Below are 18,981 nucleotides of genomic sequence, written 5' to 3' on the forward strand. Positions count from 1 at the left end.
GGCGCGGGCGACGGCTCCGGCGCACCGGGAGCGCCGTCCGGCCCGGGCGGCGGGCAGGTCCCGGAGGCCCCCGGCCCTTCGGGCGAGGAGCGGGAGGACTCCTCCGTCCGGGTCCTGATCGTCGACGACCACCCGCTGTTCCGGGAGGGCCTCAGGGCGGCGCTGGAGAGCGCCGAGGGGATCGCCGTGGTGGCCGAGGCGGAGCGGGTCGGCGAGGTCGCGGCCGCCGTCGCCCGCAGCCGCCCGGACGTGGTCGTGATGGACCTCTCGCTGCCGGACGGCTCCGGGCTGGAGGCCGCGCGCCGGCTCGCCGAGCGGCAGCCGTCCCCGCCGGTGCTGATGCTGACCATGTCGGACGACGACGGCAGCCTGCTCGCCGCGCTCCAGGCGGGCGCGCGCGGCTACCTGGTCAAGGGCGCCGGCCGGGAGGAGGTGCTGCACGCGGTGCGGACGGTCGCGGCGGGCGGGGCGGTGTTCGGCGCGGACGTGGCCGGGCGGATCACGGCGCTGCTGGCGGGCGCCCGGCTGCGCGAGGCCGGGCAGCTGTTCCCCGCGCTCACCGCGCGCGAGGCGGAGGTGCTCGACCTGGTGGCGCGCGGGCTGGACAACCGGCGGATCGCCCGGGAGCTGGTGGTGGCGGAGAAGACGGTCCGCAACCACGTGACGCACATCTTCGAGAAGCTGCACGTCGCCACCCGGGCCGAGGCGGTGGCCCGGGCACGCGACATGGGACTCGGCGACGGCTGAGGCGGCCGGCACCGGGGCGGGCGCGGGGGCGGGGGCGGGGCACGGAGTGAACCGCCGCCCCGCGCGCCCGGGATGCCAGGAAGCCGAGGATGCGGGGGAGGAGGCCCACATGAGCGAACCGGTTCCGGCGACCGGCGCCCGGCAGGCCGGTCCGACCCGGGCGTACCGGGTCTGCGCCGCGACGCTGCTCTCCGGCCTCGGCTGGGTGCTGCTGGCCCTCGTCCACCAGGACGCCCCGTGGACCGACGCGTTCCTGCTCCACGACGGCCAGACGGTGCTGCTCGGCTTCGGCTTCGCGCTCTCCGGGGTGCTCGTCCTGGCCCACCGGGCCGGACCGGACGCCTCCCCGCCGGGCGCCGTCGGCGGTCCCGGCCCCACCGACCCCGGCCGGACCGCCCCGGCCGCCGCCGCTCCCCCCGGCCTCGGCCTCGGAGCGGTCCTGCTGGCCGCCGGTTTCGGCGGCTGCCTCTCCCGCTTCGTGCTGTTCGCGGCCAGGGCGGCCGGGGCCGGCCCGGTGGCGGAGGCCGTCGGGGCGGCCCTGCTGCTCGCCTCCGTCACCCTGTTCGTCTTCCTGGCCATCGCCCTGCCGCTCTGGCTCCCGGAGGGGCGGCTGCCCGGCGGCCCCGCGGGCCGGGCCTTCGTGGTCGTGGTGGCGCTCTGGAGCGCCTGCCACGCCTGCGTGGTCCGACTCGGGGCGCCGCTGCCCTACTTCGGCGACGTCCTGGTGCCGCAGGGCGAGGGGCTGCCGCTGGACGAATGGCGGGTCACGCCGGTCTCCTGGGCGCTCGTCGCGGTCAGCCTGACGGTGGCCGCGGTGCGCTGGCGCCGCTCGGACCGGCCGCACCGGGCGGTCGCGGCGGTGCTCGTCCCCTACCTGATCTGGCTGGTCACCACCAACATCGCGCTCAGGCTGGGGACCTCCGAGAGCATCGCGGCGGTCGCCTACTTCACCGGCTCGGCGCTGTGGATGCTCGGCGCGGTCGGGTACGGCTTCACCCGGGACCGCTCGCGCTACCTGGACCGGGCGACCCGGCGGATGCTCAGCGTCCTCGCCCTGACCGCCGTGCTGATCTCCGGCTACCTCGGCATCGCGCTGCTGCTGCGCCGCGCGCTGCCGCAGGCCAGTACCGCCGGCGCCCAGCTCCTCGCGGCCGGGGCGCTCGCCATCGGGGGGTTGATCGGCCCGACCACCCGCTGGGTGGTCCGCGCCGTCGACCGCTTCTACTACGGCGAGCGGGCCCGCCCGTACCAGGTGGTGCGCGCGCTCGCCGAGCGGCTCAGCCGGGCCGTCAGCCCCGCCGACGCGCCGCCGCTGCTCTGCGAGACCGTGGTCGGCGCCCTCGGCCTGCCCGGGGCCCGGGTGGTCCTGCACACCAGCAGCGGTCCGCACGAACTCGCCTCGGTGGGCACCGTCGGTCCCGACAGCCAGGTGTTCCCGCTCAGTTACGAGGGCATGGTGATCGGCGACCTCTGCGCGCCGCCGCGCGCCGGGCAGCCCGTGCTGGACGCCCAGGACCACGAGGTGCTGCGGTTCCTCGCCGACCAGGCCGCGCCCGCCATCGCCTCGCTGCGGATGTACGAGGAGGTCCAGTCCGGCCGGCGGCAGATCGTGCTGGCCCGGGAGGAGGAGCGGCGCCGGCTGCGGCACGACCTGCACGACGGGCTCGGGCCGACCCTGTCCGGACTGCGGCTCGGCATCGACACCGCGCGGGCCGCCGTCCCCGAGGACTCCCCGGCCGCCCGCTCGCTGCGCGCGGTGTCGGCCGGGATCGGCCAGGCGATCGTCGAACTGCGCCGGATCACCGAGGGGTTGGCGCCAGCCGCGCTGGCCGGCCAGGGCCTGGCGGAGGCGCTGCGGCGACTGGTCGCCGGACTGGACGGGGAGCGGGTCCGGCTCAGCCTGGAGCTCGACCCGGACCCGCCGCCGGTGCTGCCGGCCGCCGTCGAGGTGGCGGTGCTGCGGATCGGCGGCGAGGCGCTGAACAACGTGCTGCGCCACGCGGGCGCCACGGAGGCCCGGTTGACGCTGCGGGTCCGCCCGCACGAGGTGGTGGTCGAGGCCCGGGACGACGGCCGGGGCTTCCCGGCGGCTCCCGCGGACGGCGGCGAACCCGGCGCCGCCGAGCAGGACGGCGCCGGCCGCCGCGGTGCCCACCGGGCCGGATCCGGGCTCGGGCTGCGCTCGATGGCCGAGCGCGCCGAGGAGTTGGGCGGCGCCTTCACGGCCGTGAACCACCCCGGCGGCGCCCTCGTCCGGGCGGTGCTGCCCCGGATGCCGGTCGTGTCCGAAACGACGGCCCCGACCACGGACGGAGCCGACCGCCCGCGGCGGGCCCCTTGACGGAAGCCGGGGTTGGCCCAATCATCATGGTCGCGTCAACTTCGCGGCTGTGCCCCCGCTGTCACCGCTCCCCGACCGGGCTGTCCCGGCCGGTAGCCCTGTTCCCGGCCGGACCCCAACCCGGCCGCCCCTACGACCCGACGGCCCTCCGCGAGGCTGTGCGCTTCCGTTCTGCCCCATCAGAATCTGGAGCCTCCATTGACCGAGCGCGCCTCGCGGCGATCCCGCCTGCGCCGATCCGCCCTGTCGACCGGGGCGGTCGTCACACTCGCCGCCGCCCTGTTCGCCCCCGCCGCCGTCGCGGCCCCCGCCGCCCCGGTGGCACCCGAGGCCCCCCGGGCCGTCGCCGCCGCCCCCGACATCCCGGTCGCCAACGTCAAGGCGCACCTGGCCCAGCTGCAGTCGATAGCCACCGCCAACGGCGGCAACCGTGCGCACGGCCGTACCGGCTACAAGGCGTCGATCGACTACGTGAAGGGCAAGTTGGACGCGGCGGGCTTCACCACCGCGCTGAAGACCTTCACCTACAACGGCTCGACCGGCTACAACCTCATCGCCGACTGGCCGGGCGGCGACACCTCGCACGTCGTGATGGCCGGCGCCCACCTGGACTCCGTCACCGGCGGTCCGGGCATCAACGACAACGGCTCCGGCTCGGCCGGCATCCTGGAGACCGCGCTGGCCGTCTCCCGGGCCGGCCTCCAGCCCACCAAGCACCTGCGGTTCGGCTGGTGGGGCGCCGAGGAGTACGGCATGGTCGGCTCCAAGAACTACGTCAACAGCCTTCCCGCCGCCGAGCGTTCGAAGATCGACACGTATCTGAACTTCGACATGATCGGCTCGCCGAACCCGGGCTACTTCACCTACCGCTACGACTCCGCGCTGGACGCGCTGTTCCGCGACTACTTCGCGGGCATCGGGATCAGCACCGAGCAGGACTTCGAGGGCGACGGCCGCTCCGACCACGCCCCGTTCCAGGACGCGGGCATCCGGGTCGGCGGCCTGTTCAGCGGCGCCGACTACACCAAGACCGCCGCCCAGGCGGCCAAGTGGGGCGGGACGGCCGGCCAGGCCTTCGACCGCTGCTACCACTCCTCCTGCGACACCAGCGCCAACATCAACGACACCGCGCTGGACCGGATGACCGACGCCATCGCGTACGCCGTCTGGACGCTCTCGGCCGGTACCACCACGCCGCCCACCGGCACCGTCTTCGAGACCACCACCGACGTCCAGATCCCGGACTACGGCGCCGCGGTGACCTCCGACCTCGCCGTCACCGGCCGGACCGGCAACGCGCCCGCCGCCCTCCAGGTCGCGGTGGACATCAAGCACACCTACCGCGGTGACCTGGTGGTCGACCTGGTCGCGCCGAACGGCACGACGTTCCGGCTGAAGAACTCCAGCGGCAACGACTCCGCGGCCAACGTCCAGGCCACCTACACCGTCGACGCCTCCGCGGTGCCGGCCAACGGCACCTGGAAGCTCAAGGTGCAGGACATCGCGCGCCAGGACACCGGCTACGTCGACAGCTGGAAGCTCACCTTCTGACGAAGGCGTGCGAGGACGTAGGCGTGCGAGGACGTAGGCGCGCGAAAGGGGGTGCCGGCCGCGGCCGGCACCCCCGTCCGGCGCAGGTTACGGCTGCATCTCGTACGCGCCGGACAGCGCCTCGACCATGGACCACACCTTGGCGGCCCGCTCGCCGTCCGCGACCGGGCGGCGGACGTTGGCCAGCGCCCACGCCGCCTGCGCCTCGGTGGTCGAGGCCTTCCCGTGCAGCTCGGTGGCGTGCTTCGAGAAGTCCCGCACCAGCGCGTCGAAGACCTGGTCCAGCAGGTCCGCGTCCAGCCCGGTCAGCTCGGCCTGCTCCAGCACCAGCTGGCCGTAGACGATCAGCGCGAAGAGCTGGCCGATCTCCAGCAGGAAGTCCAGGTCGGCCTGCTGCGCCTCGCTCGGCGCGTCGGTCAGCAGCAGGTCGCAGAACCCGTCGGCCTGCTCGCGGAAGCGGGCCACGTTCGGCAGGTGCGCGAAGGCGTCGTAGGCCTTGCGCCAGTCGTGGAAGCGGATCGCGCCGAGGCCGCGGGCCGGGCCCTGGCGGAACAGGAACTCGTCGTCGGCCGCGTCCAGTCGGGTGGGCACCGGCGCGTAGTCGGCCGGATTGAAGAGGTAGTTGCCCATGAACTTGAGGATCAGCGCCAGGTTGACGTGGACGGTGCCCTCCAGCTTCGGCAGACCGCGGATGTCCTTCGCGGCCTTGTCGAAGTAGGTGTCCGCCTCGAAGCCCTTGGCCGCGATGACGTCCCACATCAGGTCGATGACCTTCTCGCCCTCGGTGGTGACCTTCATCTTGGTCATCGGGTTGAAGAGCAGGTAGCGGCGGTCCTCGGGCGAGGCGGTGCGGAAGTAGTCCACCGCACGGTCGGAGAACAGCTTCATCGCCACCAGGCGGGCGTACGCGTCGGTCAGCTCGCGCCGCACGTGCGGGAAGTCGGTGACCTTCTTCCCGTACAGCACCCGGTTCTGGGCGTGCGTGACGGCCTCGTACATCGCGTGCTCGCAGATGCCGACCGAGGCCGTGCAGAGGTTGAACTTGCCGACGTTGACGGTGTTCAGCGCGGCGTCGAAGGCGGCCTTGCCGGTGTGCAGCACGTCCTCGGCGCGCACCGGGTAGCCCTCCAGCCGGAACTCGCTGACGTACATCTGGGCGTTCACGACGTTCTTGACCAGGTGGTACGCCTCGTGGCGGCTGTCGGCGGCGAAGAAGACGTAGCCCTCCGGGCCGTCGACGTCCGAGCGGCGGCCGAAGACCGAGACCAGGCCGGCGACGTTGCCGTTGCCGATGTAGTACTTGGACCCGGTGGCGGTGAAGCCGCCCTCGCCGTCCGGGGTGAGGATCATGTCGGTGGAGTAGATGTCGGCGCCGTGGCTGCGCTCGGAGAGCCCGAACGCCATCACGTGACCCTCCGCCAGGAGCTGGGCGGCGCGGGCCCGGACGGCCTCGTTCCCACTCTGCCAGACCGGCCCCAGGCCGAGCACGGTGACCTGCCAGGTGTACCAGTAGCCCAGCCCGTAGAAGCCGAGGATCTCGTTCAGCTCGGCGATCCGGGCGGTGTCCCAGCGCTTCTCCGGGTCGACCGAGGAGGGCGTCAGGAACTCCGCGAACAGGCCCTCCTTCGCCGCGAATTCGAGGAAGTCGGCGTACCAGCTGCGGTCGATGTAGGTGTCGATCAGCGCCTTCTTGCCGCGGGACTCGAACCAGTCCACGGTCGCGCGCAGCAGTCGGCGGGTCGGCTCGTCGAACTGCGCGGGGTCGTACGTACGCGGGTTGAAGAGCATCACGGGCTCCCGGGGGTCGAGGGTGGTGATCGGATGGGGCGTGGAGTTCTCGTCCGTCGGCGGAGCCGGGGGGTTCAGGCCCCGGTCCGGTCGGCGGCGAGGCGGTGCAGGGTGGCGAGCACGTCGTCCAGCCAGGCGAGGGTCATCCGCTCGTACTCGATCCCGCCGCGCAGCACCACGTGCTGCAGCTGCTGCCGGGCGTCGAGGGCGGTCGGGTCGGGGAAGTCCCGCTGCTCGCCGTGCAGGTAGCGGGCGAGCAGGGCGGCATGGCTCTCGCGGTGCCGCTCGACCTCGGAGAGCAGGGCGGCCGGGTCGTCGAAGGCGGCCGCGCGGATCTTGACCGCCAGCTCGTGCCGGACGGTCTCCGGTTCGACCGGTTCGCGCAGCCAGCCGGCCAGCGCCGCCCGGCCGGGGCCGGCCGCGGAGTAGACCTTCTTGTCCGGCCGGCCGTCCTGGGCGACCTCCTCGGCGGAGATCCAGCCGTCCGCCTCCATCCGCCGCAGCACCCGGTAGATCTGCTGGTGGGTGGCGGTCCAGAAGCGTCCGATGGAGCGGTCGAACCGCCGGGCCAGCTCGTAGCCGGAGCCGGGCTGCTCCAGCAGCGAGACGAGGATCGCGTGCTCCAGTGCCATGGCGGCATCCTGCTATGCAACGAGTTGCATAGGCAAGGGCGCCCCGGCCGGGTGAGACGCAGCTCACCGCGGTGCGCGCCGGGTGTGGGCGGTGAGGTTAGCTTCTCGGGCGAAATGGTGCAAAACGGCAGATCGGCGCCAGAATGGTACTGGGCTTGCGCCCTCCGTGTACCGGACGTAGGAGGTGGTATCGGTGTCTACCCAGATTCCGATGGGCATGGAGCACCATCCGGACATCGTCGAACTGCGTGAACACTACGAGCGGGTCACCCTGACTCCGCGCGCCCAGGCCGTCGAGGCCCTGGCTGTCCTCGCCGGTCTGTTCCTGGCGGCCTCGCCGTGGATCGTCGGCTTCACCGCCTTCAGCACGCTGACCGTCACCTGCCTGATCGTGGGTCTCGCCTACTGCGTGCTGATGGCCGGGTACGGCTCAGCGTACGAGCGCACCCACGCACGGGCCTGGGCGGCGACCCTGCTCGGTGCCTGGACGATCATCTCGCCCTGGGTGGTGTCCGGAGCGGTCGACCGCGGGAAGAACATCGTGACCTGCATGATCGCGGGTGCCGTGATGTTCCTGCTGGGTCTCGCGGCGATCTCGATGGCCACCATCACGTCGAACGGCGCGTCGATGCGACGTGGCCGGGCCGGCCGGGCCGGGGGCTGACGCCACCCGGTAGTCCGGAGCCGGGGTGCGGGCGGTGAGGCCGCCGCCCGCACCCCGGCGCACGCCGTCGGGCCGCTACGGCCGGGGGCCGGTCAGGGGCGGGCGCCCCCGGTGCGTGGTCACGGGCGGGTCATCCGCAGCACGTCGAGGGCCTCGTCCAGCTGCTCGAGGGTGAGCTTGCCCTGCTCCAGGTAGCCGCGCTCCAGCACCACCTGTCGGATCGTCTTGCGCTCGGCCACCGCCTGCTTGGCGACCTTGGCGGCCTCCTCGTAGCCGAGGTAGCGGTTGAGCGGGGTGACCACCGAGGGCGAGGACTCGGCGTACTCGCGGGCCCGTTCGACGTTGGCGGTGATGCCGTCCACCGTGCGGTCGGCGAGCAGCCGGGCGCTGTTGGCGAGCAGCCGGACCGACTCCAGCACGTTGCGGGCGATCACCGGGAGCATCACGTTGAGCTCGAAGTTGCCGCTCGCGCCGGCCACCGTGACGGTGGTGTCGTTGCCGATCACCTGCGCCGAGACCATCAGCACCACCTCCGGCAGCACCGGGTTCACCTTGCCGGGCATGATCGACGAACCGGGCTGGAGGTCCGGCAGGTTGATCTCCCCGAGGCCGGTGCGCGGGCCCGAGCCCATCCACCGCAGATCATTGGCGATCTTGGTGAAGCCGACCGCGACGGTGCGGAGCTGACCGCTCAGCTCGACCAGGCCGTCCCGCGCGCCCTGCGCCTCGAAGTGGTCCCGCGCCTCGGTCAGCGGCAGGTCGGTGGCCCGGGCGACCTCCTCGATCACGGCGGCGGCGAAACCGGGCGGGGTGTTGATGCCGGTGCCCACCGCCGTCCCGCCGAGGGGCAGTTCGGCGACCCGGGGGAGCGTCGCCAGCAGCCGCTCCCGCCCGTGCCGGACCTGCGCCGCGTACCCGGCGAACTCCTGGCCGAGGGTCACCGGGGTGGCGTCCATCAGGTGCGTCCGGCCGGACTTCACCACCTCGGAGAACGCCGCGGCCCGCCGCTCCAGGGCCTCCGCCAGGTGCTCCAGGGCCGGGATCAGGTCGTGGGTGACGGCCGCGGTGGCCGCGATGTGGATCGAGGACGGGAACACGTCGTTGGAGGACTGGCTGGCGTTGACGTGGTCGTTCGGGTGGACGGGGCGGCCGAGCCGCTCGCCGGCCAGGGTGGCGATCACCTCGTTGGCGTTCATGTTGGAGGAGGTGCCCGAGCCGGTCTGGAAGACGTCCACCGGGAACTCGTCGTCCCAGCGCCCCTGGGCGACCTCCTCGGCGGCGGCCGCCACGGCCTGTGCCGTCTCCTCGTCCAGCACCCCGAGCCGGGCGTTCACCCGGGCCGCGGCGGCCTTGATCCGGGCCAGCGCGGCGATGTGGGCCCGCTCCAGCCGCTGGCCCGACACCGGGAAGTTCTCCACCGCCCGCTGGGTCTGCGCCTGCCACTTGGCGGCGGCCGGCACCCGGACCTCGCCCATCGAGTCGTGCTCGGTCCGGAACTCCTGCTGCTCACCCATGACGCGCTGCACCTCCTGGTCGGCCCCGGCCGGGTCTGCTCCCCGACCGGCTGCGGTCTGCGCAGACGACAGCCGCGCAGGGGCTCCCGGTATTTCCGCGCCAGGTGGGGGAACCGGCCGACCTTCACTCGAAGGGGTGAAGATCGCGACCGGCCGGTCCGAGCGCGCCGGTCCGCTTCGTACGCTCGTGCACGCACCGGCTTCACACGCCCGTGCAGGCACCGGGGGAGACGATCACCGAGCAGGGGGCGGACATGGCGGCAACACGGCGCGACCGGGACGGGCTGAGCAGGCGTGAGCTGCTCGGCGCCTCGGCGGCCCTCGGCACGGTCGGCTGGCTGCTGCGCGGCACGATCGGGCCGGACAGCGCGCGGGCCGCCGTCCCGGTGCCGCCCGAACTGCCCGTCGGCACCGAGCTGTACCAGCGGGTCTACCAGAACTGGTCCGGCGAGGTCCGCACCGACCAGCTCTGGACCTGTGCCCCGCGGACCCCCGAGGAGGTCCCGCCGCTCGCCGACTGGGCACGCGCCCACGGCTGGCGGCTGCGCGCCCAGGGCTACCGGCACACCTGGGCGCCGCTCACCGTCGCCGACGACACCCCCGGCTCCGCCCGCGTCCTGCTGCTGGACACCACCCGCCACCTCACCGCGCTCACCGCCGACTCGCCGACCACCGTCCGGGCGCAGACCGGCGCCACCATGGAGAGCCTGCTCGCCCACCTGGCCGGCCGCGGCCTCGGGGTCGCCAACTGCCCCGCGCCCGGCGAACTCACCGTCGGCGGCGTGCTCGCCATCGGCGGTCACGGCACCGCCGTCCCGGCCGTCGGCGAGCTCCGCCCGGACGGCCACGGGTACGGCTCGGTCAGCAACCAGGTCGTCCGGCTCACCGCCGTCGTCCACGACCCGGCCACCGACCGCTACGCGCTGCGCACCTTCGAGCGCTCCGAGGCCGACAGCGCCGCGTTCCTGGTCCACCTGGGCCGGGCCTTCGTCACCGAGGTGGTGCTCCGGGCCGGCCCGGACGTGCCGCTGCGCTGCGTCAGCCGGCTGGACATCCCGGCGACCGAGCTGTTCGCCCGCCCGGGCACCCCGGGCGGCATCCTCGGCCGCCCGCGCACCCTCGCCGACTTCGTCGACCGCGAGGGGCGCGCCGAGGTGATCTGGTTCGCCTGCACCGAGCGCCCCTGGCTGAAGACCTGGAGCGTCGCGCCGCAGCGCCCGCTCGGCTCCCGCACCGTCGACGAGCCCTACAACTACCCGTTCTCCGACAGCATCCCGGAGCCGGTCGCCCGCCTCGCCGGCCAACTCGTCGCCGGCGCCTGGGGGTCGGCCCCGCTCTTCGGCCAACTCCAGTACCTGGTCGCCAAGGTCGCCCTCACCGGGGACCTCACCGACGTGCTGCTCTCCGGTGGCGTGCTCCGCGAGCTGCTCTCCGGCGAACTCCTCACCCACCTGCTCGCCGGCGGCCTGCGCTCCGACCTCTGGGGCCCCTCCCGCACCCTGCTGCAGTACGTCCGCCCGACCACCCTGCGGGTCACCGCCAACGGCTACGCCGTGCTCGCCCGGCGGGCCGACCTCCAGTGGGTGGTGTCCGAGTTCGCCGCCTACTACCGGCAGTTGCTCGCCGAGTACCAGGCGCGCGGGGAGTTCCCGGTCAACGGCGCGGTGGAGATCCGGGTCACCGGCCTGGACGACCCGGCCGCCAGCGGCGTCCCCGGCGCCCGGCCGCCGCTGCTCTCCGCCCTGCGCCCGCGCCCCGACCGCCCCGACTGGGACACCGCCGTCTGGCTGGACGTCCTCAGCCTCCCCGGCACCCCCGGCCTGCACCGCTTCGCCCGCGACCTCGAACGGTTCCTGCTCCGGACCTTCGACGGCACCCGGGCCGGTCTGCGGGTCGAGTGGTCCAAGGGCTGGGCGTACACCGAGGACGCCGCCTGGGCCGACCCGGACGTGCTCGGCCGGGTCGTCCCGGCCAGCCTGCGCGACGGCGGCGGCCCCGGCTGGGACGAGGCGGTCGCCGTACTGGACCGCCACGACCCGCACCGGGTCTTCGGGAACGCCTTCCTGGACACCCTGCTGACGGTCTGACGCCTGGGCCCCGGTTCTCCGCCGAGCGGGTCCTACACGTGCTCCATGACCATGACCGCGACGGTGTCCGGCGCGAGGGCGCGGAAGATGTGCGGGGCGTCCCCGGGGTAGCTGACGTAGTCTCCCGGGTGGAGTTCGACCGGCTCCGCCGGCGGGCCGACCAGGGCCCGCCCGGCGCTGAGCACCACGTGCTCCACCGTGCCGGGCATGTGCGGGTCGGAGGCCCGGGCCTCGCCCGGCTGCGCCTCGATCCGGTAGACGTCCCGGCGGGCGTTGGGCGGGCAGGAGGCCAGCAGGGTGGCGGCGTAGTCGGCCCGCTCGGAGTGGGTGACCGGCCCTTCGCCGGCCCGGATCACCCGCACCACCGGTCGCGGCGGGTCGACCAGCCGGCTGAACGGCACGTCCAGCGCGACGCCGAGCGCCCAGAGCGTCTCCACGCTCGGATTGCCCGCGGCCGACTCCAGCTGGGAGAGCGTCGACTTGGCGATCCCGGCCCGGCGGGCCAGCTCGGCCATGGAGAGACCGGCCCGCTCGCGTTCGCGCCGGATGGACGCGGCGATCAGCCCGATCAGCTCCGAGCCGGCCGCGCCCGGCCCCCCGACTCCGTCGCCCGCGCCGCGGGACCCGGTGTTCGCACTCATCGGCGTTCGCTCCACACGTACGGGCGTTCGCCTTGACGAACGACAGCTTTCGGGTTCACTCTACTGGACATGCGTTCGCTCCTCCGAACACTCGACCGTGCCACGCTGCGGGACATCGCCCTGGTCTGCGTCGCCGACGCCCTGGTCGGCGCCTCCTTCGGTGCCATCAGTGTCTCCGGTGGCCTGCCGCTCTGGCTGCCGATCGCCATGTCGGTGTTCGTCTTCGCCGGCGGTGCCCAGTTCGCCGCCGTCGGCGTCGTGCTCTCCGGCGGCGGCGCGCTCGCCGCCGTCGCCACCGGCCTGGTGCTCAACGCCCGACTGCTGCCCTTCGGCTTCACCGTCTCCGACGTGCTCGACGGCCCGTGGTGGCGGCGGCTGCTCGGCGCCCAACTGCTCACCGACGAGTCGGCCGCCTTCGCCCTGCTCCAGTCCGACCGGCGCCGGCGCCGCGCCGCGTTCTGGGTCTGCGGCGTGGCGCTGTTCGTGGTCTGGAACGCCTCCGTGGTGGTCGGCGCGCTGGCCGGCGGCCTCATCGGCGACACCGACGCCCTCGGCCTCGACGCCGCCTTCCCGGCCGTCCTGCTCGCCCTGGTGCTGCCCTCGCTCACCGACCGGCGGACCCGGGCCGCCGCGCTGGCCGGAGCCGTGGTCGCGGTCGCCGCCACCCCGTACCTGCCGGCCGGCCTGCCCGTGCTGCTGGCCCTGCTCGGCCTGCTGTTCGCCGGGCCGCGGTCCGGCCGGCCGAACGCTCCGGAGCCGGCTGCCCAGGGCCCCGCCGCGCCGCGCCCCGCACCCGCCGCCGAGGGAGTCCACTGATGCCACTGCTCGCCGTCCTCCTGCTCGCCGCCGGCACCTACGCGTTCCGCCTCGCCGGCCCGGCCCTCGGCGACCGCTTCACCCTCTCCGACCGGCTGCGCCACCTGCTCGCGGTGGCCGCCGCCGTCCTGCTGGTCGCGCTGGTCGCCACCGGCGCCCTCACCCAGGGCCACGGCTTCGCCGGCTGGGCCCGGCCGTCCGGCGTCCTGGTGGCCGGGCTGCTCGCGCTGCGCCGTGCGCCGTTCCCGCTCGTCGTGGTGGCGGGGGCCGCGACCACCGCGCTGCTGCGGCTCTGTGGAGTCGCCTGAGACGGGCGTCCGGACCGGCCGGCTCAGCCCTGCGCGGCGTTGCCCAGGCGCTCCTGCTGGATCTCGGGCCGCTCGCTGTCCCAGAGCAGCTCCCACACCCGGAACACGCAGTGGTAGTCCCGCATGCTGCCCTGGGAGATCAGCAGATAGGTGTCACCGTCCCGGAGCAGGGTGCGCCGGCGGCTGTTGAACGGGTGCTGCGGGGTGTACGACGGGACGAGCCGCCGGAGTTCGGCGAGCGCCTCCTCGCGGCTGCCCTCGATCTCGGCCAGCACCTTGGTGCCCCAGATCCGGTCGTTGCCGACCCCTTCGGTCTCCTGGACGACCAGTGCCCAGCGCGTCATGCCCCACCCCTCGTTCGGATTCCCGTCCGCCCCGCTGAAACGATCATCCTAGGGGGTGGCGGTCGGGAGGAGTCCGCCGGACGGGGAGGACCCGTCAGGTGGCGGCGGCCGGGAGGGCCTTGAAGAAGACGGTGGTCGGATGGAGTTGACCCGCCGGGTCGGTCGCGTAGCCGGGAATGGTCCCCACCCTGGTCCAGCCCGCCGCCCCGTACATCCGCTCGGCGGGGCTGCCCGTCTCGGTGTCCAGCACCAGCAGCCGCAAACCGTGCCCGGTACCCGCCGCCTCCAGCGCCGCCAGCAGCCGCCCGGCCAGCCGCTGCCCCCGGTCCGCCCGGCGGACCATCAACTTGGCGACCTCGCCGCGGTGCCGGCCGTTGGCGGTGACCGCCGGCCGCAGCTGGACCGTCCCGGCGATCCGGCCGTCCGCGTCGGCGCGGGCCACCCAGAGCAGCAGTCGCCCGGCCTCGACCTCGGGGGCCAGCGCCCGCCACCAGGCGGTCGCCTCGGCGGGGTCGAGCGGAGCGAGGAAGCCCAGCGAGGAGCCGTCCGCGACGGTGTCCGCCAGCAGCGCGGCCAGCTGCTCCGCCGAGTCGAGCAGCGCGTCCGCCGTCAGCCGTTCAATTGTGTACATGCTCACTCCCTCGCCCTCGTCCGGAGGCCCGCTCCGTACGGAATACTCGCCGGTACCCGCCGCGGCCGACACCCCTCTTCCGGCCCGGCCCGGTGCCCGCCGAGACTACAAGGAGCTGCCATGGCGAAGCCGACCCGGATCGACCCGGCCGACCTGCTCGCCGTCGGTGACCTGCTGACCGACGAGGAGCGGCTGATCCGCGACACCGTGCGGAAGTTCGCCGACGAGCGGATCCGCCCGCACATCGGCGACTGGTTCGAGCGCGGGGTCTTCCCGGCCCGCGAACTCGCCCCCGAACTGGGCGCCCTCGGCGTGCTCGGCATGCACCTCGACGGCTACGGCTGCACCGGCTCCACGGCCGTCGCCTACGGGGTCGCCTGCATGGAGCTGGAGGCCGCCGACTCCGGCCTGCGCAGCTTCGTCTCCGTCCAGGGGTCGCTCGCGATGCGCTCGATCCACGCCTACGGCTCCGAGGAGCAGAAGCGGCGCTGGCTGCCGGGCATGGCCGCCGGCGAACTCATCGGCTGCTTCGGCCTCACCGAACCGGACTTCGGCTCCGACCCGGCCAACATGCGCACCCGGGCCCGCCGCCGGGGCGGCGACTGGGTGCTCTCCGGCTCCAAGATGTGGATCACCAACGGCAGCGTCTCGGACGTCGCGGTGGTCTGGGCGCAGACCGAGGACGGCGTCCGGGGCTTCCTGGTCGAGCCCGGCACCCCCGGGTTCACCGCCACCGACGTGCACGGCAAGCTGTCGCTGCGCGCCTCCGTCACCAGCGAGCTGGTCTTCGACGAGGTCGTGCTGCCCGCCGACGCCGTGCTGCCCGGCGTCACCGGACTGCGCGGGCCGCTCTCCTCGCTGGGCGAGGCCCGCTACGGGATCCTCTGGGGCACCGTCGGCGCCGCCCGCGACTGCTACACCACCGCCCTCGACTACGCCGGGAGCCGGGTGCAGTTCGAGCGCCCGATCGCCGGCTTCCAGCTCACCCAGCAGAAGCTGGTCGAGATGATGCTGGAGGTGGAGAAGGCGTACCTGGTCGCCCTGCGGATCGGCCGGCTCAAGGACGAGGGGGCCGCCCGCCCGGCGCACATCAGCTTCGGCAAGCTCAACAACGTGCGCGCCGCGCTGGAGATCGCCCGCAGCGCCCGGACGGTCCTCGGCGCCAACGGCATCACCACCGAGTACCCGGTGCTGCGGCACGCCAACAACCTGGAGTCGGTGCTCACCTACGAGGGGACGAGCGAGATCCACACCCTGGTCCTCGGCGAGGCCATCACCGGGGAGTCGGCGTACCGCTGACGGCCGCCCAGGGGCCGCCGCCCCGGCCCGCCGCCCGGAATCCGGTGGCCGGGCCGGCGGCGGCCCGGCTACCGTCGGCTCCCATGAACGGACCGACCCGCACCCCCGCGACCACCACCCTCTGGCGGCCCACCGGGCCCGAGGAGCTGGCCCTGGTCGAGGCGGCGGACCGGCGGGCCTGGCCGCCCCGGCTGCCGGACCAGCCGATCTTCTACCCGGTGCTGAACGAGGACTACGCGATCCGGATCGCCCGGGACTGGAACGTGCCCGCGTCCGGCGTCGGCTACGTCACCCGCTTCGAGGTCGACACCGCCTTCCTGGCCCGCTACCCCGTCCGGCAGGCCGGCGGCCGGACCATCCTCGAACTCTGGGTGCCCGCCGACGAGCTGGCGGAGTTCAACCGGCACATCGTCGGCCGCATCGAGGTCGTCCACGAGTTCCGGCCGCGGCCGTGACGGCCGTACCGGGCGCGCCCGTGCTGCTCACCCCGGACCGGCAGACCGGGACGACCGTCCTGCTCGCCGAGGCCGCCGCCGCGCGCGGCCTGCCGACCGTCCGGCTCACCGGTCCCGACGTCCTCGACCGGCTCGCCGGGTGTCCGGTCCACTGGTTCGGCGGTCCGCTCGCCGGCGCCCGGATCGCCGACCGGCTCGGCCTCGCCCTGCTGGAACCGGCGGACGACTGGCTGGCCCGGCTGCCCGAGGAGTTCACCGGCCGGCGGATCGAGCTGACCACCCTCGCCGAGGCCTGGACGCTGCGCGGCCCGGCCTTCGTGAAGCCGCCCGCCGACAAGTCCCTCCCGCCGGCCGTCTACGCCGACGGCTCCCGGCTGCCCCGGCACGGCGAGCGGATCGGACCGGACACGCCCGTCCTGGTCAGCGACCCGGTGACGTTCGGGTCCGAGTACCGGCTCTTCGTCCTGGACGGCGAGGTGGTCACCGGCAGCCGCTACGCCCGCTTCGGCCGGCTGGACCCCGGGCCGGTGTCCGAGGAGGCCGTCGGCTTCGCCCACCGCCTGCTGTCCGCTGCCGGGGACGGCCTGCCCAGCGCGGTGGCGCTGGACGTCGGCCCGCTGCTCGACCCGTACGACCCGGCCGAGCGCTGGGCCGTCGTCGAGGCGAACATGCCGTGGTTCGCGCACTCCTACACGGCCGACCCGGCCCGGATGCTGGACGTGGTGCTGCGGGCGGCCGGACCGGTCGCGGCGCTGCGGCCCGCCGACCGGCGGTTCGTCCGGGCGGGCGCCGGGCCGGACTGAGGCCCGCGGTCCGCTCCCGCGGTCCGCTCCCCGCCGCCCCGCCCACCGGGGAGATCCGGCCCCCGGACGTCGCCGCCCAGGTGTACGCCTCCCTCGGCCGGCCGATCGACCCGCACTGGACTCTGGACGGCCCGCCGTTCCCGGTCGCCGTGCCCGCGCCGGCGGGGAGCCGCCCCCCGGCGGCCCCTGAACGGCCCGCCCGCCCCGGCCTGTCGGGGGTGAACCCCGAGACGGCGGCGCCGCGTATACCCCTGAAGGTGGAGACGGTACCCCCAAGGTCGGAGGGACGGTCGCGACCTGGTGGTGACGCCACGGCAGCCCACGGCGGGTCAGGATGGAGACACCCCGGTGGACCGGGCACCGACGCGGAGCGCCGGGCACCGGGTACGGGACCGAACAGGGAGAGGGCAGGGCGGGCATGAACGGCATCGTGAGCAAGGTCGCGCTCGGAGTCGCAGGTACGGGCATGGCCGTCGCCGTCGCCACCGTGGCGGTCGGCCCGCGGGTCTCCGACTGGTACGACGGCCGCCACCAGGAGCAGGCCAGCTACAGCACCGGCAGCGCGGCCAAGGCCGACCGGCAGTCGGTACCGTCCTGGCTGCCCGACAACGCCTCCACCGTCCAGTACCTGATGTCGACCACCGGCGACGACCGCCTGCTGCGCGCCACCCTGCCCGACGGGCGGCTGCCGGCCGGCTGCGTCACCGCCCAGCCGGGCAGGGCCGTCCACCCGGTGCCGGCCGCGCTGAAGGCCGGCTGGTTCCCGCAGGGCGTCTCCTCGAAGATCACCGGCTCGTGCGGGCAGTACAACGTCACCCTGACCGGCAACCAGCTCTACGCCTGGCAGGACGGGGCCGCCGTGCGGGCCGCCCTGCGCGCGCAGTCGGCCGCCAAGCACTGAGGAGCCGGGCACCGGACGGACGGGCACCGGGGGCGGGAGTGGGCCGCGCGGCCCACCCCGGGTGTCGCCCCGCCGGGCCGCTGGGGTAGGACGGAGCGAGGACAGTCCAGCGCCCGCCCCCGAGGAGCCCCATGCCTGGTTCGACCGTCGGTCCCGCCGGCCCCGCCGGCGAGACGTCGACCGCGCCCGCGGCCCGGGCCACCGGGTCCGGCCGGACCGCCGCCGCCCCGGGGCGCGGCACCGTCGCCGTGCTCGGCGGTCTGGTCGCCCTCGGCCCGCTCACCACCGACCTCTACCTGCCCGGCCTGCCGGCGATCGCCGACGACTTCGCCGCCGAGCCGGCCGCCGTCCAGCTCACCCTGACCTTCTCGATGTTCGGGGTCGCCGCCGGCCAGCTGATCTTCGGACCGCTCAGCGACCGCTTCGGCCGCCGGCCGCCGCTGCTCGTCGGCCTGGTGGTCTACACCCTGGCCAGCGTGCTGTGCGTGCTCGCGCCCACCCTGCCGGTGCTGATCGCGGCGCGCTTCGTGCAGGGCGCGGCCGGTGCGGCCGGCCTGGTCATCGGCCGCGCCGTCGCCCGGGACCGCTTCGAGGGCGTCGCGATGCTCCGCTTCCTGGCCTCGATCAGCCTGATATCCGGCCTCGCCCCGATCCTCGCCCCGGTCGTCGGTGCCCAGCTGCTCCGCGTCACCTCCTGGCGCGGCACCTTCGGCGCCCTCACCGCACTCGGCCTGCTGCTCACCCTGATCGCCTTCGCGGCCCTGCGCGAGACCCTGCCGCCCGCCGACCGGCACGGCGGCGGGCTCGTGGCCACGCTGCGCACCATGAAGGGGCTGTTGCGGAACCTGCCCTTCCTGGGCCTCGTCCTGACCAGCACCTTCGCCTTCGGCTCGCTGTTCGGCTACATCAGCGGCTCCTCGGTGGTGCTCCAGCACGTGTACCACGTCTCGCCGCAGACCTACAGCCTGCTGTTCGGCCTCAACTCGCTCGCCATCGTGGGCGTCACCCAGCTGAACGGGCGGGTGCTCGCCCGCCGGTTCACCCCCGGCGCGCTGATGCTGGCCGGCCTCGGCACGGCGGTCGCCGCGGGGGTGGCGCTCGTCCTGCTCACCGCGGTCTGGGACCTCGGCCTGGCCGGGATCTGCCCGGCGCTCTTCGTCCTGATGGGCAGCCTCGGCGTGATCCTCCCGAACTCGGCCGCCCAGGCGCTCAGCCTGGTCCCCCCGCGGTCCGCCGGCTCGGCCTCCGCCCTCATCGGGACCGGCACGTTCCTCTGCGGCGCGCTGGTCGCGCCGCTCAGCAGCCTCGGCGGCACGCCGTCGGCGGTGCTCCTGGCGGCGGTCGTCCTCGGCTGCGCCGCCCTCTCCGCCATCGCCTACCTCGCGCTCTGCCGCCCCCGCCGCCCGGCGGTGGCCGGATAGCGGGGGCGCGTGGGACGCCGCCGCCGGCCCGCCGCCCC

At 74.6% G+C, this 18,981-nt stretch carries 18 protein-coding genes; 12 read left to right on the forward strand and 6 right to left on the reverse strand.

Annotation, left to right across the window (positions count from 1 at the left end; all coding sequences use genetic code 11):
- Positions 1–114: 114 nt before the first annotated feature.
- From ABZ497_RS09860 to ABZ497_RS09870, 3 genes are all read left to right on the forward strand, one after another.
- Entirely contained in the window at positions 115–747 is a 633-nt protein-coding gene (locus ABZ497_RS09860; protein ID WP_329492323.1) for a response regulator transcription factor, read from the forward strand.
- A 109-nt stretch (positions 748–856) separates the two neighbouring features.
- Entirely contained in the window at positions 857–3,088 is a 2,232-nt protein-coding gene (locus ABZ497_RS09865; RefSeq protein ID WP_359804208.1) for a histidine kinase, read from the forward strand.
- A gap of 279 nt (positions 3,089–3,367) precedes the next feature.
- Positions 3,368–4,639 carry a M28 family metallopeptidase gene (locus ABZ497_RS09870; RefSeq protein ID WP_329492324.1) on the forward strand — a complete coding sequence of 424 codons (1,272 nt, stop codon included), beginning with the start codon at positions 3,368–3,370 and terminating at the stop codon, positions 4,637–4,639.
- Between the two features lie 87 nt (positions 4,640–4,726).
- Here ABZ497_RS09870 and ABZ497_RS09875 read toward each other — a convergent pair whose 3' ends face one another.
- Positions 4,727–6,427 carry an acyl-CoA dehydrogenase family protein gene (locus ABZ497_RS09875; protein ID WP_359804209.1) on the reverse strand — a complete coding sequence of 567 codons (1,701 nt, stop codon included), beginning with the start codon at positions 6,425–6,427 and terminating at the stop codon, positions 4,727–4,729.
- Between the two features lie 74 nt (positions 6,428–6,501).
- The gene (locus ABZ497_RS09880; RefSeq protein WP_359804210.1) at positions 6,502–7,059 is read right to left on the reverse strand and encodes a PadR family transcriptional regulator; all 558 of its coding nucleotides are present in this window, start codon (positions 7,057–7,059) and stop codon (positions 6,502–6,504) included.
- 193 nt (positions 7,060–7,252) lie between these two features.
- Here ABZ497_RS09880 and ABZ497_RS09885 point away from each other — a divergent pair, with 193 nt between their 5' ends.
- The gene (locus tag ABZ497_RS09885; protein ID WP_329490455.1) at positions 7,253–7,723 is read left to right on the forward strand and encodes an SPW repeat protein; all 471 of its coding nucleotides are present in this window, start codon (positions 7,253–7,255) and stop codon (positions 7,721–7,723) included.
- 119 nt (positions 7,724–7,842) lie between these two features.
- Here ABZ497_RS09885 and ABZ497_RS09890 read toward each other — a convergent pair whose 3' ends face one another.
- Positions 7,843–9,237: a class II fumarate hydratase gene (locus ABZ497_RS09890; protein ID WP_359804211.1), complete on the reverse strand. Its 1,395-nt coding sequence runs from the start codon at positions 9,235–9,237 to the stop codon at positions 7,843–7,845.
- A 254-nt stretch (positions 9,238–9,491) separates the two neighbouring features.
- Between ABZ497_RS09890 and ABZ497_RS09895 the strand changes: the two genes are divergently transcribed.
- On the forward strand, positions 9,492–11,324 hold the full coding sequence (locus ABZ497_RS09895) for a cholesterol oxidase substrate-binding domain-containing protein (RefSeq protein WP_359804212.1): 1,833 nt from the start codon (positions 9,492–9,494) through the stop codon (positions 11,322–11,324).
- A gap of 32 nt (positions 11,325–11,356) precedes the next feature.
- Here ABZ497_RS09895 and ABZ497_RS09900 read toward each other — a convergent pair whose 3' ends face one another.
- On the reverse strand, positions 11,357–11,965 hold the full coding sequence (locus ABZ497_RS09900; protein ID WP_359804213.1) for an XRE family transcriptional regulator: 609 nt from the start codon (positions 11,963–11,965) through the stop codon (positions 11,357–11,359).
- Between the two features lie 69 nt (positions 11,966–12,034).
- Here ABZ497_RS09900 and ABZ497_RS09905 point away from each other — a divergent pair, with 69 nt between their 5' ends.
- Together ABZ497_RS09905 and ABZ497_RS09910 are read left to right on the forward strand one after the other, a co-directional pair.
- Positions 12,035–12,781 (forward strand): AzlC family ABC transporter permease, encoded by a 747-nt coding sequence (locus tag ABZ497_RS09905; RefSeq protein WP_359804214.1) that lies wholly within the window; start codon positions 12,035–12,037, stop codon positions 12,779–12,781.
- Positions 12,781–13,089 (forward strand): AzlD domain-containing protein, encoded by a 309-nt coding sequence (locus ABZ497_RS09910; RefSeq protein ID WP_329490460.1) that lies wholly within the window; start codon positions 12,781–12,783, stop codon positions 13,087–13,089. The genes ABZ497_RS09905 and ABZ497_RS09910 overlap by 1 nt, the downstream gene beginning before the upstream one ends.
- 23 nt (positions 13,090–13,112) lie before the next feature.
- On the opposite strand, the gene ABZ497_RS09915 is transcribed toward ABZ497_RS09910, so the two are convergent.
- Positions 13,113–13,433 carry a hypothetical protein gene (locus tag ABZ497_RS09915; RefSeq protein ID WP_359804215.1) on the reverse strand — a complete coding sequence of 107 codons (321 nt, stop codon included), beginning with the start codon at positions 13,431–13,433 and terminating at the stop codon, positions 13,113–13,115.
- A gap of 94 nt (positions 13,434–13,527) precedes the next feature.
- A complete protein-coding gene (locus ABZ497_RS09920) occupies positions 13,528–14,064 on the reverse strand; it encodes a GNAT family N-acetyltransferase (RefSeq protein ID WP_359804216.1) in 537 nt (178 codons plus the stop codon).
- 120 nt (positions 14,065–14,184) lie between these two features.
- Here ABZ497_RS09920 and ABZ497_RS09925 point away from each other — a divergent pair, with 120 nt between their 5' ends.
- The 5 genes from ABZ497_RS09925 (at position 14,185) to ABZ497_RS09945 (ending at position 18,943) form a co-directional block, all read left to right on the forward strand.
- A complete protein-coding gene (locus ABZ497_RS09925) occupies positions 14,185–15,363 on the forward strand; it encodes an acyl-CoA dehydrogenase family protein (protein WP_352287304.1) in 1,179 nt (392 codons plus the stop codon).
- Between the two features lie 83 nt (positions 15,364–15,446).
- Positions 15,447–15,818 carry an ADP-ribosylation/crystallin J1 gene (locus ABZ497_RS09930; RefSeq protein ID WP_329490464.1) on the forward strand — a complete coding sequence of 124 codons (372 nt, stop codon included), beginning with the start codon at positions 15,447–15,449 and terminating at the stop codon, positions 15,816–15,818.
- Positions 15,815–16,621 carry an ATP-grasp domain-containing protein gene (locus ABZ497_RS09935; RefSeq protein ID WP_359804217.1) on the forward strand — a complete coding sequence of 269 codons (807 nt, stop codon included), beginning with the start codon at positions 15,815–15,817 and terminating at the stop codon, positions 16,619–16,621. The genes ABZ497_RS09930 and ABZ497_RS09935 overlap by 4 nt, the downstream gene beginning before the upstream one ends.
- Before the next feature lie 418 nt (positions 16,622–17,039).
- Positions 17,040–17,522: a hypothetical protein gene (locus ABZ497_RS09940; protein WP_359804218.1), complete on the forward strand. Its 483-nt coding sequence runs from the start codon at positions 17,040–17,042 to the stop codon at positions 17,520–17,522.
- Between the two features lie 131 nt (positions 17,523–17,653).
- Positions 17,654–18,943 (forward strand): multidrug effflux MFS transporter, encoded by a 1,290-nt coding sequence (locus tag ABZ497_RS09945; RefSeq protein ID WP_359804219.1) that lies wholly within the window; start codon positions 17,654–17,656, stop codon positions 18,941–18,943.
- Positions 18,944–18,981 lie beyond the last annotated feature (38 nt).

The organism is Kitasatospora sp. NPDC005751, from assembly GCF_040630835.1.
In the GTDB taxonomy this organism is placed as follows: domain Bacteria; phylum Actinomycetota; class Actinomycetes; order Streptomycetales; family Streptomycetaceae; genus Kitasatospora.